Consider the following 13,305-nt stretch of genomic DNA (forward strand, 5'->3'; position numbering starts at 1 on the left):
ACGTGGAACCGCTCATGTCGAGAGATCCATCCGCGTTGCCTCCAAGGGTGTCTACGCGGACGGCGCGTCTATAACCGACAGGTGGAAAAAGCGCAAGCACGGGCGGCTTTCGCGCGTATACTTCAAATCTTGGAAGGCCTTGCCTTGTGATCATCGCTCCGGCCGCTAGAACGACACGGGACTGTTACACGGGCGCGCCATGGGTGCCTGAGTAAAACGCATCTTATCAGGACCGCGACGATGACAGTGCAGCGATCGACGATGACCAGCGACAATCTCGCTGCCGAACGGCCGACCGTCGAGATGGGCGAGCTCTTTCAAACCTTCGGCAAGATCGGGCTTCTCTCCTTTGGGGGGCCTGCGGGCCAGATCGCGCTCATGCATCGCATCCTAGTCGATGAAAAACGCTGGTTGTCCGAGCCGCAGTTCCTTCATGCGCTGAATTTCTGCATGCTGCTGCCCGGCCCCGAGGCCATGCAGCTCGCCACCTATTCGGGATGGCTTCTGAAAGGTGTTCGCGGCGGGCTTCTGGCTGGGCTTCTCTTCGTCCTACCGGGCTTTTTCGTACTGCTGGGGCTTTCGATCCTCTACATCACGCTGGGCGATGTCCCGATCGTCGATGGGTTGCTGTTCGGCCTGAAGGCAGCGGTTCTCGCAATCGTGCTGGAAGCAATGATCAAGGTCGCCAAGCGCGCGCTGCACGGACGCTTCGCCTATGCCATCGCGGTTGCCGCTTTCGTGGCGATAGCGTTTCTGCAGGTGCCGTTCCCGCTGATCATCGCGACCGCAGGCCTTGTGGGTATCCTTCGTCATCGCCTCTCGGGTGCAGGTCCGGATAATGCAACGGATGTGGTGCTTTCGGAACCGCGCGTGCCGGCGTCGGCGACCCTGAAGACGCTCGCCATCTGGGGCGCACTCTGGCTCGGGCCGCTTGCTCTGCTGCTCGTTTTATTCGGGCGAGGGCAGGTGTTTGCGGATCAGGCTCTGTTCTTCTCACAAACCGCGATCGTCACATTTGGGGGGGCCTATGCGGTTCTCGCCTATGTGGCGCAGCAGGCGGTTGAGTTTTATGGCTGGCTGCGGCCGGACGAGATGCTGACGGGCCTGGGACTGGCTGAGACGACGCCGGGGCCGCTCATTCTCGTTCTGGTCTTCGTGGGCTTCCTGGGCGCATCGCGCATGTCCGGTCTCGATCCGGTCACAGGCGGCATTCTCGGCGGCACGACGGCGCTGTTCTTCACGTTCATTCCCTGCTTCCTCTGGATCTTCGTCGGCGCGCCTTACATCGAGCGCCTGCGTGGCGTGAAATGGCTTTCCGCCGCACTTTCCGCCATCACGGCCGCCGTGGTGGGCGTCATCGCCAATCTCGCCGTCTGGTTCGGCCTGCAGGTTCTCTTCGGCGAAACGTCGACTGTCGATTGGGGCCCGTTCTCGCTGCCCTCGTTCGATCCGGCGGCGCTGGATCTTGCGGCTCTTGCCATCGCGGTCGCCGCCGGCATCGCGCTCATCCGGTTTCACCTCAACATCTTTCTCGTTCTCGGAGCGGCTGCAGCCGCGGGCGCGATTCTCACGCTCGGCTGAAGATCCGGAACTGGAAATTCCGTTCCATCGGTGGACAAAGCCGGATGCTTGACCGAAGGTGCGGCCCGAATTACGCAACGGCATTTCCTGACACCGACACGGATTGAAATAATCATGCCCGCATATCGCTCCCGCACCACGACCCATGGCCGCAACATGGCTGGCGCGCGCGGCCTTTGGCGCGCCACCGGCATGAAGGACGGCGATTTCGGCAAGCCGATCATCGCGGTGGTGAACTCCTTCACCCAGTTCGTGCCGGGGCACGTGCACCTCAAGGATCTCGGCCAACTGGTCGCGCGCGAGATCGAGGCCGCCGGCGGTGTCGCCAAGGAGTTCAACACGATCGCGGTCGATGACGGCATCGCCATGGGCCATGACGGCATGCTCTATTCGCTGCCGTCGCGCGAGATCATCGCCGACAGCGTGGAGTACATGGTCAACGCGCATTGCGCGGACGCCATGGTCTGCATCTCCAACTGCGACAAGATCACGCCCGGCATGCTGAACGCTGCCATGCGCCTCAACATCCCCGCCGTCTTCGTGTCCGGCGGGCCAATGGAAGCCGGCAAGGTCGTTTTGAACGGCAAGGTGAAGGCGCTCGACCTCGTCGATGCGATGGTGGCTGCAGCCGACGACAGCGTGTCCGACGAAGACGTCAAGGCGATCGAGCGCTCCGCCTGCCCGACCTGCGGCTCGTGCTCGGGCATGTTCACCGCCAATTCGATGAACTGCCTGACCGAAGCGCTCGGCCTCTCGCTGCCGGGCAATGGCTCCACGCTCGCCACGCATGCGGATCGCAAGCGGCTGTTCGTGGAGGCCGGTCACCTTATCGTCGATGTCGCCAAGCGCTATTACGAGCAGGAGGACGAAAGCGTCCTGCCGCGCAATGTCGCGAACAAGCGGGCCTTCGAAAACGCCATGTCTCTCGATATCGCCATGGGTGGTTCGACCAACACCGTGCTGCATATCCTCGCCGCCGCCCATGAGGGCGGGATCGATTTTACCATGGATGACATCGACCAGCTGTCGCGCAAGGTGCCGTGCCTGTCGAAGGTGGCGCCGGCGAAGTCGGATGTGCACATGGAGGACGTCCACCGGGCAGGCGGCATCATGTCGATCCTCGGCGAACTGGAAAAGGGCGGGCTCATCCATCGCGATAGCCCTACCGTGCATGCACCCACGCTTGGCGATGCGATCGACCATTGGGACATCGGCCGCACCTCGAGTGAGAGCGTGCGGAAGTTCTTCAGCGCGGCACCCGGCGGCATACCGACCCAGGTGGCCTTCAGTCAGGAAGCGCGTTGGGAAGAGCTCGACATCGACCGCGAAAATGGCGTCATCCGCTCCGTCGCCAATCCCTTCTCGAAGGATGGTGGGCTCGCCGTGCTCAAGGGCAACATCGCGCTCGACGGCTGCATCGTGAAAACGGCGGGCGTCGACGAGTCGATCCTGAAATTCACCGGTCCAGCGGTCGTCTTCGAAAGCCAGGATGCGGCGGTGAAGGGCATTCTCGGCAATGAGGTGAAGGCCGGCGATGTGGTCGTCATCCGCTACGAAGGCCCGAAAGGCGGGCCCGGCATGCAGGAAATGCTCTATCCAACGAGCTATCTGAAGTCGAAAGGTCTCGGCAAAGCCTGCGCGCTCGTCACCGATGGTCGCTTCTCGGGCGGCACGTCCGGCCTCTCCATCGGCCACGCGTCGCCCGAAGCGGCGCAGGGCGGAACGATCGGCCTGGTGCGCGATGGCGACATGATCGAGATCGATATTCCGAACCGCACGATCAATCTGGCCGTCACTGAAGACGAGTTGGCTCAGCGCCGTGCCGAACAGGACAAGCTCGGCTGGAAGCCTGCGGCACCGCGCAAGCGCAACGTCACCAAGGCGCTCAAGGCCTACGCCGCCTTTGCATCGAGCGCCGACAAGGGTGCCGTGCGGATCTTGCCGGAGTAACGCAGCGCCCCACCTCATTCTCAGCTTGTCGAAGGGCGCGGTGGCCCCGATGGTGCCGCAGCGTCCTGCCACGCCCTCGTGGTTCGACAGGCTCACCATGAGGGCTGAGTGAAAGCGCCGTGTCGATCCACCTCATCCTGAGCTTGTCGAAGGACGAGGTGGCCCCAGTGGTGCTGCGCGGCCTCAGTCGAAGAGGCTGGAAACCGATTCTTCGGCTGCGGTGCGGTTGATGGCTTCGCCGATCAGGTTCGCCGTCGTGATGACGCGGATGTTGTGGGCCGCCTGGACCGCTGGCGATGGCTGGATGCTGTCGGTGATGACCAGCTCTTTCAGCTTGGAGGAGGTGACGCGGGCGACCGCACCACCGGACAGCACGCCGTGGGTGATGTAGGCGGTGACGCTTGTCGCGCCCTGGTTCAGCAAAGCCTCTGCTGCGTTGCAGAGCGTGCCGCCGGAATCGACGATGTCGTCGATCAGCAGGCAGTCGCGGCCGACGATGTCGCCGATCACGTTCATCACTTCGGACTCACCGGGCCGGTCGCGGCGCTTGTCCACGATGGCGAGTTGTGCATCGAGGCGCTTCGCCAACGAGCGGGCACGCACCACGCCGCCGACGTCGGGCGACACGACGGTGATGTTCGACAGATCGTAATGCTCCTTCACGTCGCGCGACAGGATCGGCACGGCGTAGAGGTTGTCGGTCGGGATATCGAAGAAGCCCTGGATCTGGCCAGCGTGGAGATCGAGCGTCAGAACGCGATCGGCGCCGGCATGGGTAATCAGATTGGCCACAAGCTTTGCCGAGATCGGCGTGCGCGGACCGGGTTTGCGATCCTGGCGGGCATAGCCGAAATAGGGGAGCACCGCGGTGATGCGGCGGGCCGACGACCGGCGGAACGCGTCGATCATGATCAACAGTTCCATGAGGTGGTCGTTGGCGGGGTAGGAGGTCGACTGGACGACGAAGACGTCTTCGCCGCGCACGTTCTCCTGGATCTCGACGAAGATTTCCTGGTCCGCGAAGCGGCGGACGCTGGCCTTGCCGAGTTGTAGATTGAGATAGGTGCAGATGGAGTCGGCAAGCATCCTGTTGGAATTGCCCGCGAAGATTTTCATGATTGTCCGCCCGTGCTGCGCGCCGTTGCCGGCCTTTTAGCCAGTCTCGTCTCGATTGCAAGCCGCGGCGGCAGATTGTTCGCCAAGGATCAGCCCTGCCGCTGGCTTTCCCACAGTGTGAAGGCTTGAAGGCTCTGCTCAGCCACGCTCTCCATGGCTGCGCTCGGGATGTCATCCCAGGACGTCGCGCCTGCCTGGCTCGGCTTTTCGGCTTCGATCGTGCCGCGAATGCGGTGGAGACGGTTGCCGCTGCCGTCGAGCACGTCCCAGACGTAATAGACCGTGTTGGTGGTCTCGCCGCGCTCGGCCGACAAATAGCCTTTCAGCACGTAGGCGCTGGTTTCGTCCTGGAAAGGCAGGACAGTCAGGCCCAGCCGTCCCGCTTCGGTGCGCAAGCGGCGTGACATCGGTGTCACGGCTTCCAGCGGAGCACCGATGATCGGCATGAAGCGGATTGTCGGCGTGGCGGACTGGTCTGAGGTCGGTGGGACAAGGGCGAGCTCGGCACCATCGCCTTCGCCAGCCGGTGTCGCGTAGGTCGCAGCGTCGATTTCGATCGGGCTGGTCGGATTGCTGCTTTGACCGGCTGTCTCGATGGCGGCAACAGGGCCATCGGTCGATGTGCAGGCGGCCAGCCCGGCAAAGAGGCCGAGCGCCAAGATGATCCGGATCGGTCCGGGAGCACGCCTCATGCCGTTATCCCTGTCGTCTCAACGTCCCGTTTGCAGCTGGGCACACAAGTGCAGCCCCGGGCCAACTTATGGTTCGGGGCGTTCGGCCAAGTCAACGCTGAATAAGTTCAAGCTTATGTTTGGACAGCGCTTCCGGCGCGCCCGGCGTCGTCAGATAGGTTTGCCCGAGCGTCATGGCGACGCCTGCGTCGGAGTCCATGATGATCATGTGGACGAAGAGCGACATGTCCGGCTCGATCGGCTGCGGGCTGCCCTGGTAAAACATCTGGTGTTCCATCCATGACGGCGCAAAGCGCGCGCCGAGCGAGTAGCCGCAAGCGTTCAGCCGGTGACGGGCAAGGCCACGCTCATCCATCACCCTGGCATGAACGTCGAAAACCTCGCCAAAGGTGTGACCCGTCGTCAGCACCGGCTCGATCTGCTGGATCGCATCGAGGCAGGCGTCGAAAAGCTCGATGTGGCGCTGCTTGGGCTTGCCGATCATGATCGTGCGCATCATGGCGGCATGGTAGCGCGCGCTGGTGCCGGCCCACTCGAGCGTCAGTTGATCGGTCTTGTTGAGCTTGCGACGACCCGATTTGGAGCGGCAGAGCAGGGCATCGTCGCCCGAGCCGATGATGAACTCATTGCCGGGATACTCGCCGTCGCCAGCCAGTACGGCGCCCTGCATGGCAGCCAACAGATCCGCTTCGCGTGCACCGGGCTCGATCAGCGGCAAGGCCGCGTCGAGCGCGGCATCGGCGAGCTTTGCCGCCTTGCGCACATGCACGATCTCGGCCGGGCTCTTGGTAAGGCGCAGATTGCTGACGACGTAGGATGCATCGATGATCTTGCCGAAGGATTGGAGCTGGTTGTCCAGTCGGCGCGTGTTCGTTCCGGTCAGCCCGTGCGTGTCGTATTCGACGCCGATGCGCGCGCCGAGCAGGTCCATCTCGTCGAGCAGGTTCTTCAGTTCCACCGTCGGATCGGCGTTGGCGCGATCGGTCCACACGGTGATGTTCTCGATCGTGGACGTGTGGCGTGCCTGACGAAGATCGGCCGAGCGCGTCAGAAGGCTCATCTGCCCATCGGCCTTCACGATCAGGCTCTGGAAGAAGCAGAAGCCGAAGGTGTCGTAACCGGTCAGCCAGTACATGCTCTCCTGGGCAAACAAAAGCAGCGCGTCGAGCCGCTCCTCCTTCATGGCCATGAGCAACCGTTCGAGACGGCCGGAATATTCTTCCGGGGCAAAGCGCGGGGCCATGGGGGTCACTCCGTGATTGCGATCGCTGCGATCTGCCGACCGTAGTCCGGCTCGCCGCGATGGGTGGTGCGCCTATAGGAGAAGAAGGCGGCCTCGTCTTCATAGGTGCAGTGGCCGGTCGATTCTGCCGCGACGCCGGCCCGCTTCAAACGGTGAAGCGTGTAGGCCGGCAGATCGAACATGGCATGCCCGGCACGATCGGAATCGGCAAAAAAGCGCTGGTTGTCGGGATCGGCGTCTGTGAAACGCTCCACGAACTCCGGGCCGACCTCGTAATTGCGCACGCTGATGGATGGGCCGAGGCTTGCTCGGATCGACCGACGGTCGGCACCAAGGTTCTCCATGGCGGCGATCGTATTTTCCAGCACGCCGGTCAGGGCGCCGCGCCAACCTGCGTGTGCCGCTCCGACAACGCCTGCATCCGGGTCGCAGAACAGGATGGGTCCGCAATCGGCCGTCAAGACGCCGATGACGACGCCGGGGATGTTGGTGACCACGGCGTCCGCCTTCGGGCGCTCGTCCCCGAAAGAGCCGGTGGCGACAACCACATCCGGCGAATGGATCTGATGCGGCGTGGCGAGATCGTCGATCGACCGGTTGAAATGGCCGCAGACACGCACGCGATTCTCGATGACTGCATCCCGCTCGTCATTGGAGCCGAGGCCCACATTAAGGCCCTGATAGATCCCTTGGGAAACACCGCCGTGGCGGGTGAAAAACCCATGTCTGATAGGGGTTCCGCTCGTCGCCTGCGCGATCAGATCGCTCTCGATCGGCTGGGGTGGTGAAGTGGCAAGCATCAATCGTCCCGTCCCTTGGTCGAAGCGCGGCGATGGTGGCGACGGCTCGGCAGTCTGTCAATCATCAAGCTCAGCGGCCCTTGGGGGCGGCTTCGCCAAAGCGTGCAAAGGGAGCGAAATCCATCGGCTGGCTGGAAATGGCAAGCACCTTGAACAATTCGCCCATCCGCCCCGGGCCCGTCCCTGCGATGCGGTCCACCGCAACTTCGATCGCTTTTTGCGTTTCCCGGTCTTTGTCCGCACCGAGCCGACCCGCGCGATCAAGAAGACCAAGGCCGAGGAGAAAGTCGCTCTGGCAGGTCAGGCCGAGTACGTGTGCGCCTGAAGCCTGTGCAGCGGCGCTGAGGCTTGCGAAATCCACATGGCTGGTCAGGTCGGCTTCGCCGGGATGCGCCAGCGGATCGTCGAAGCCGTGGTAGCGCATGGCCTGCAGGGTATCGCCGAAACCCGGCACGCGATGGCCATAGTCGATCACAGCAGCAAGCCCGCCTTCAGCGCGAAGCTTCGTCGCGAGTGCGGCCATGAACGCTTCGCGAATGGGCGAGACTTCGAACACGGTGCCCTCAGGCTGGCTTTCCCAGTGATGGGGCAGGGCGCTTGCCTCGATTACCGCCGGTCCGATGCCGAAGGTGAGCTCGCCCGCCGCGTCGAGGCCGATGACCTTTTCGCGAAAGGCCGATCCGGATTTGACGAACTGCCGGATCGGAAGCGCGTCGAACAGCTCGTTGGCGGCCAGAAGCATGTGCCCTTTCGGCACGTCTTCGAGGCGCTCGTGCCATGAGCAGAGATCGGCATAATCCCGCAGCGTTTCGGCCTGGATGGCGCGCAGCCGTGGGCTCGTCTCCACGAGGTGAGCGCTCCAGCCGGCCATGTCGGCGCCCAGCACCTTGCGGATCGTGCGCAGCATGTCCTTCATGAGCGTGCCGCGGCCCGGGCCAAGTTCTACGAGGCGCACCGGTCTCGGCATTCCGGCCGCCTGCCAGCCGCCGAGCAGGAAGATCGCGATCATTTCGCCGAAGAGCTGCGTGACCTCCGGAGCGGTGATGAAATCACCTGACGCACCGAACGGCTCGCGGGTCATGTAATAGCCGTGTTGCGGATCAGACAGGCAGATATGGAAGTAGTCGGAGACGCTGAGCGGCCCGCCCGTTTCGATCAGGCGGACGATCTTGTCGGCAAGTGGGGTCTTGCGCGGTGGGCGCCCGCTCATGTCAGGATGGAGCGCCACTGGTCGAAGCCGCCTTGCGGCCACCGGCGGTGGCCATGGCCCACAGGCCAGCGGCGAGCATCGGCAACGACAGCAGCATGCCCATGGTGAGCCAGCCGCCGGAGAGGTAGCCGATATGAGCGTCCGGCTCGCGGAAGAACTCCACGAAGATGCGCGAGGCCGCATAACCGGCGACGAACGTGCCGGCAATGAAGCCCGGCTGCTTCAGCTTGCGGCCGAAATGGATGAGCAGCCAGATCACGACGAAGAGCACGATGCCTTCGAGCGCTGCCTCGTAGAGCTGGCTCGGATGGCGCGGTTCCGGGCCGCCTGTCGGGAAGACGAACGCCCATGGTACGTCCGTCGGCCGTCCCCACAGCTCCGAATTGATGAAGTTCGCGAGGCGTCCGAACAGAAGGCCGATCGGAACGACGGCAGCCACGGTGTCGAGCAGCGTCCAGACCGGGATCTGGCGCGATCGCGCAAAGAGGATGATCGCGATCGTTGTGCCGAGGAAGCCGCCATGGAACGACATGCCCCCGGTCCAGACGGCGAAGATCGACAGGGGGTTCGCCAGGAAACTCGCGAAATCGTAAAACAGCACGTAGCCGATGCGCCCGCCGGCGACGATGCCGACCGCCGCCCACAACAGGAAGTCATCGAGATCCGTCAGCGTCATGGGCGCCCGGCCTGTCGGCCACAGACGCTCGTTCGCGACGAGCCTGCGGGCATAGATCCAGCCGAGGATGATGCCGGCCACATAGGCCAGTCCGTACCAGCGAACGGCAATCGGGCCGATCTGCACGATGACGGGATCGATCGTCGGGAAGGGGAGGACCGCAAGCGGTGTCAGGAGATAGTCCAAGCTCTCGGAACCCTGGTTGATGGCGGGCGGAAGATGACGGTGGAACGTGGTGTGGTCAAGGCGCGAGACACAAACGTCCCGACCATCCTCTATTCGCTTGAATTTAGGGCCTCGCGCTCCTAGTTCGAAGGCTCAAAGGTCGTGGTCGGCCTGACAGAGACAGAAAGGGTACTTCATGGCCTCCGGATCGAACCGAATCCTCGACGAATTCGCTAAGCTGATGACCGACGCCGCCGGCACGGCGCAAAGCGTGCGGCAGGAATTCGAAACGGCCTTCCGCAGCCAGGCCGAGCGCGTCTTGAACACGATGGACGTGGTCAAGCGCGAGGAGTTCGAGGCCGTGCGCGACATGGCGATCAAGGCGCGCGACGAGAACGAGCGTCTTCTCAAGCGCATCGAAGCCCTCGAAGGCAAGACCGCGACGAGCACGACCGCGACGGGCACGACCGACAAGATCGGCTGATCGTCGCTGGATCATCGGTGCTGGCCCGGGACATGCGCGGGTCGTCGACACACTTATCCATAGATTTTTAACCATGCCCTTCCGGCTCCTGCCGGAGGGAAAAAGACGAGGCGGCAGAGTCAGTTATGACTCACCGCTGAATCTGTCTGGCAGGAACTGTCCACACCCCATTTCCATCCTCCGCCGTGACAGGGCTGGCGCAAGCAATCTCCCGTTATAGACTGATTTTTAATGATGATTCGAAACGGGCTCTTTGAGTTCGGCTTGGCGCATGATGCGCTTGGTGAACACGGATCGTCGTCCAAGGGGTAGGTCCGGCAAGACTGTCGCATAAGCGCCGCGGTTTCCTGATGAGAGGGATACGGGTGCGATGGTTCCGGCTGACAAAGGGTGTGGCATGAGCCTTCAGGAAGTGAGCTTCGAACGCGCGACGAATCCGGTCGATATGATCGAGTTCGTTGCTGCGACGAACCAATGGTCGTTCGAACGCTCAGGCGAAGACGAAATCGCCATGACGGTCGAAGGCAAGTGGTCCGACTACCACATCTCCTTTTCCTGGATGGAAGAGTTCGAGGCCCTTCATCTGGCCTGCGCCTTCGACATGAAGGTGGCGCCGAGCCGCGTCACCGAGGTCGTGCGGCTTCTGTCGCTGGTTAACAGCCAGGTGCTAATGGGTCATTTCGATCTGTGGGAGCAGGAAGATGTCGTGATCTTCCGTCAGTCCCTGCTGCTGGCCGGCGGTGCGGAGCCGACCAACCAGCAGGTGGAAGTGCTGCTTTCGAGCGCGCTCGAGACCTGCGAGATCTATTTCCAGGCTTTCCAGTTCGTGGTCTGGTCCGGCATGGAAGCGAAGAGCGCTCTGGAAACGGTTCTGTTCGAGACCGTCGGCGAGGCTTAAGGCCTTGGCGATCGGAGATATCGCAGCACACGGGCCTGTCGTCCTCGTTGGCGCAGGCAATATGGGCGGCGCCATGCTGCGCGGCTGGGTCGCCGCCGGCCTGTCGGGCGCGGATATCCGCATCGTCGATCCAAATCCATCTCCAGCGATGTCGGCCTATTGCGAGGCGTCGGGCATCCAGATCGATGCAGTAGCCTCCAGTGACGTAAAGGCCGGCATCCTCTTCGTCGCGGTCAAGCCGCAGGCCATGGCGGCGGTGCTGCCGACCCTGCGTCCCCTTGTCGATGCACAGACGGTTGTCGTTTCGGTCGCTGCCGGCACGACGATCGACACTCTTCGCGAGGGGCTGGGAGCGGAAGCGATCGTACGCGCCATGCCGAACACGCCGGCCATGGTCGGGCGGGGCATCACCGCAGCCGTTCCTACACACGCCGTCGATGACCGGCAGAAATCTGCGGTCGATGCGTTGCTCGCCGTTTCCGGCCCAGTTGAATGGCTGGACGACGAAGCGCTCATCGATGCGGTCACGGCTGTCTCGGGCAGCGGGCCGGCCTATGCGTTTTATCTGGTTGAATGCATGGCAGAAGCTGGCCGTAAGGCCGGCCTTCCGGAAGATCTGGCGATGCGCCTTGCGCGGGCCACCGTCTCCGGTGCCGGGGAACTGATGCATCGTTCATCCGATGATGCCGGGACGCTCCGCAAGAACGTAACCTCGCCCAACGGCACCACTGCGGCGGCGCTCTCCGTGCTGATGGAAGACGGCGCGATGCAGGCCCTCTTCGACCGGGCCGTTGCAGCCGCCAAGAACCGATCCGAAGAACTGTCCAAGAGCGAATGATGAGCGAAGAGACGAGTGCCGAGATCGCATGGAGCGACTTCGAAAAAGTCGATATCCGCGTTGGCACGATCGTGGAAGCAGAGCCGTTTCCTGAGGCACGCAAGCCGGCGATCAAGCTCAGGATCGACTTCGGGCCGCTCGGCATCAAGAAGTCGTCGGCGCAGATCACCAAGCATTATGAGCCCGGTGAGCTCGTTGGACGCCAGGTCATCGCGGTGGTGAACTTCCCACCGCGACAGATCGGCCCGATGCGCTCGGAAGTGCTGACGCTCGGATTGCCGGATGAAGAAGGTCAGGTCGTGCTGGCAGCAGTCGACAAGATCGTGCCGAATGGCGGCCGCCTGTTCTGATACACCTAAACCTCTGCCTTAACCTTTTCGCCACCACGCAGCTCAAATCTCGGCAACATCCGGAGAGTGTCCATTTCGGTTGACGTCGTCTTAGGGTTTCATCCTCAAAGGTGACGCCGTCAACGGGCAGGGCGTGGGTATGGGTTTCGATCAAGTGTCACTTCTTGCAGCGATCGGTTTTTCCGGCGCTGCATTGTGTGTCACCCTCCTGGGCGCCTGGCTGGGGTCGCGCACCGATCTCTTCCTGGTCAACTGGTCAGGCGGATTGGCAGCCATTGTCGCTGGCGTGATCCTGTTTGCAATGCTCGGCGAAGCCTACAACGAACCCCTGCAGTGGGCCTCGTTCCTGGCCTTCCTGTCGGGGTTTGGGTTGATCTATGGCGGGTCGATGCAGTTTCGTACCGGGCGCGCCAACTGGCGTCTGGTCGGGTTTGCCGTCTTCGCGGGTGTCGCACCAACCACGGTCGCCTTTCTTCTCGGTTACTCCGGCATTGGAACGATCGTCGGAAACGTGACGATCGGCGCGATCCTGCTTTTGATCGCGAGAGAATACTGGGCGGGCCGGAAGGAAGTGCCGCTTGCGATGACGACCGGCGCCATTCTCTATGTCGCCACTGCGATCTCGTTCTTCCTCTGCGGCTTCGTCCTTGCGGCGGATGGGCTCTGGATTCTGACGGAGCGGCCGTCCAACTGGGCTGAAGACCTGAATTCGATCGTCGCCATCATCGGTCTCACGGGCATCGGCGCACTCTCGCTCGGCGTCAACCAGTCACGTATCGCGCGCTATCATCATCTTCAGGCACAGACCGACCCGTTGACCGGCCTTTTGAACCGGCGCGGGCTGGCTGAGCGCTATGGCGCGGTCACGCAAAATGCCCGCTCTGCCGTCATCGTCTTCGACCTCGATCGCTTCAAGGCGATCAATGATCTCTACGGCCACAGCGTGGGCGATATCGTGTTGTCGCGATTTGCAGGCGTGATGAGGGCGAATATCCGCTCGACAGACATCGCGGCCCGGTTTGGAGGCGAGGAATTCTGCGTGATCCTCCAGGATGCCGACCAGCGAACTGCCGTGGCGATCGCCGAGCGCATCCGTCATGAATTGGCTGCACAACTTTTCGCAGCCGAGGGCCGCAGCATCGCTGCCACCGTGAGCGCCGGCGTTACGGTGAGCTCGGAGCGCGGCCAGCCCATAGATGCGCTGATAGCCGTCGCCGACGACGCGCTTTACCGGGCCAAGACCGAAGGGCGCAATCGCGTCCGAAGCGGTCCGTATCCCCGGGCTGCCTGACGGTTCAGGTC

13 protein-coding genes are annotated in these 13,305 nt (G+C 62.8%); 7 read left to right on the top strand and 6 right to left on the bottom strand.

The annotated features are described in order from the left end of the window. The first annotated feature begins 240 nt into the window (after positions 1-240). Both chrA and ilvD read left to right on the top strand, forming a co-directional pair. On the top strand, positions 241-1,581 hold the full coding sequence (gene chrA, locus QQL76_RS04270; RefSeq protein ID WP_499206532.1) for a chromate transporter: 1,341 nt from the start codon (positions 241-243) through the stop codon (positions 1,579-1,581). Positions 1,582-1,695: 114 nt separating this feature from the next. Then, positions 1,696-3,531, top strand: coding sequence for a dihydroxy-acid dehydratase (gene ilvD / locus QQL76_RS04275; RefSeq protein ID WP_499206533.1), 1,836 nt, complete (start codon positions 1,696-1,698; stop codon positions 3,529-3,531). 183 nt (positions 3,532-3,714) lie between these two features. On the opposite strand, the gene QQL76_RS04280 is transcribed toward ilvD, so the two are convergent. The 6 genes from QQL76_RS04280 to lgt form a co-directional block, all read right to left on the bottom strand. Continuing rightward, a complete protein-coding gene (locus QQL76_RS04280) occupies positions 3,715-4,647 on the bottom strand; it encodes a ribose-phosphate pyrophosphokinase (protein ID WP_126009180.1) in 933 nt (310 codons plus the stop codon). Positions 4,648-4,736: 89 nt separating this feature from the next. Next, the gene (locus QQL76_RS04285) at positions 4,737-5,339 is read right to left on the bottom strand and encodes a hypothetical protein (RefSeq protein WP_126009182.1); all 603 of its coding nucleotides are present in this window, start codon (positions 5,337-5,339) and stop codon (positions 4,737-4,739) included. A gap of 91 nt (positions 5,340-5,430) precedes the next feature. After that, positions 5,431-6,582 carry a M24 family metallopeptidase gene (locus QQL76_RS04290; protein WP_126009184.1) on the bottom strand — a complete coding sequence of 384 codons (1,152 nt, stop codon included), beginning with the start codon at positions 6,580-6,582 and terminating at the stop codon, positions 5,431-5,433. 5 nt (positions 6,583-6,587) lie between these two features. Beyond that, complete coding sequence (gene pgeF / locus QQL76_RS04295; RefSeq protein ID WP_126009186.1) at positions 6,588-7,382, bottom strand: peptidoglycan editing factor PgeF; 795 nt, start codon at positions 7,380-7,382, stop codon at positions 6,588-6,590. A gap of 70 nt (positions 7,383-7,452) precedes the next feature. Beyond that, on the bottom strand, positions 7,453-8,592 hold the full coding sequence (locus QQL76_RS04300; protein WP_499206534.1) for a class I SAM-dependent methyltransferase: 1,140 nt from the start codon (positions 8,590-8,592) through the stop codon (positions 7,453-7,455). 1 nt (position 8,593) lies between these two features. Continuing rightward, the gene (gene lgt, locus QQL76_RS04305; protein ID WP_499206535.1) at positions 8,594-9,454 is read right to left on the bottom strand and encodes a prolipoprotein diacylglyceryl transferase; all 861 of its coding nucleotides are present in this window, start codon (positions 9,452-9,454) and stop codon (positions 8,594-8,596) included. 175 nt (positions 9,455-9,629) lie between these two features. On the opposite strand from lgt, the gene QQL76_RS04310 reads away from it, so the two are divergent. From QQL76_RS04310 to QQL76_RS04330, 5 genes are all read left to right on the top strand, one after another. After that, the gene (locus tag QQL76_RS04310; protein WP_499206536.1) at positions 9,630-9,917 is read left to right on the top strand and encodes an accessory factor UbiK family protein; all 288 of its coding nucleotides are present in this window, start codon (positions 9,630-9,632) and stop codon (positions 9,915-9,917) included. Positions 9,918-10,314: 397 nt separating this feature from the next. Further along, complete coding sequence (locus tag QQL76_RS04315; RefSeq protein WP_126009194.1) at positions 10,315-10,815, top strand: type III secretion system chaperone family protein; 501 nt, start codon at positions 10,315-10,317, stop codon at positions 10,813-10,815. Positions 10,816-10,819: 4 nt separating this feature from the next. Beyond that, a complete protein-coding gene (proC, locus tag QQL76_RS04320; protein ID WP_499206537.1) occupies positions 10,820-11,653 on the top strand; it encodes a pyrroline-5-carboxylate reductase in 834 nt (277 codons plus the stop codon). Then, positions 11,653-12,003 (top strand): tRNA-binding protein, encoded by a 351-nt coding sequence (locus QQL76_RS04325; protein WP_126009196.1) that lies wholly within the window; start codon positions 11,653-11,655, stop codon positions 12,001-12,003. The genes proC and QQL76_RS04325 overlap by 1 nt, the downstream gene beginning before the upstream one ends. 139 nt (positions 12,004-12,142) lie before the next feature. Then, positions 12,143-13,294: a GGDEF domain-containing protein gene (locus QQL76_RS04330; RefSeq protein WP_499206538.1), complete on the top strand. Its 1,152-nt coding sequence runs from the start codon at positions 12,143-12,145 to the stop codon at positions 13,292-13,294. The last annotated feature ends 11 nt before the right edge of the window (positions 13,295-13,305 follow it).

Source organism: Rhizobium albus, from assembly GCA_030160035.1.
In the GTDB taxonomy this organism is placed as follows: Bacteria; Pseudomonadota; Alphaproteobacteria; order Rhizobiales; family Rhizobiaceae; genus Georhizobium; species Georhizobium albus.

What these genes read in the sequence shown, in the direction of transcription:
- chrA (WP_499206532.1), top strand. Translation starts at nt 241, where the DNA reads ATGACAGTGCAGCGATCGACGATGACCAGCGACAATCTCGCTGCCGAA.
- ilvD (WP_499206533.1), top strand. Translation starts at nt 1,696, where the DNA reads ATGCCCGCATATCGCTCCCGCACCACGACCCATGGCCGCAACATGGCT.
- QQL76_RS04280 (WP_126009180.1), bottom strand. Translation starts at nt 4,647, where the DNA reads ATGAAAATCTTCGCGGGCAATTCCAACAGGATGCTTGCCGACTCCATC.
- QQL76_RS04285 (WP_126009182.1), bottom strand. Translation starts at nt 5,339, where the DNA reads ATGAGGCGTGCTCCCGGACCGATCCGGATCATCTTGGCGCTCGGCCTC.
- QQL76_RS04290 (WP_126009184.1), bottom strand. Translation starts at nt 6,582, where the DNA reads ATGGCCCCGCGCTTTGCCCCGGAAGAATATTCCGGCCGTCTCGAACGG.
- pgeF (WP_126009186.1), bottom strand. Translation starts at nt 7,382, where the DNA reads ATGCTTGCCACTTCACCACCCCAGCCGATCGAGAGCGATCTGATCGCG.
- QQL76_RS04300 (WP_499206534.1), bottom strand. Translation starts at nt 8,592, where the DNA reads ATGAGCGGGCGCCCACCGCGCAAGACCCCACTTGCCGACAAGATCGTC.
- QQL76_RS04310 (WP_499206536.1), top strand. Translation starts at nt 9,630, where the DNA reads ATGGCCTCCGGATCGAACCGAATCCTCGACGAATTCGCTAAGCTGATG.
- QQL76_RS04315 (WP_126009194.1), top strand. Translation starts at nt 10,315, where the DNA reads ATGAGCCTTCAGGAAGTGAGCTTCGAACGCGCGACGAATCCGGTCGAT.
- QQL76_RS04325 (WP_126009196.1), top strand. Translation starts at nt 11,653, where the DNA reads ATGAGCGAAGAGACGAGTGCCGAGATCGCATGGAGCGACTTCGAAAAA.
- QQL76_RS04330 (WP_499206538.1), top strand. Translation starts at nt 12,143, where the DNA reads ATGGGTTTCGATCAAGTGTCACTTCTTGCAGCGATCGGTTTTTCCGGC.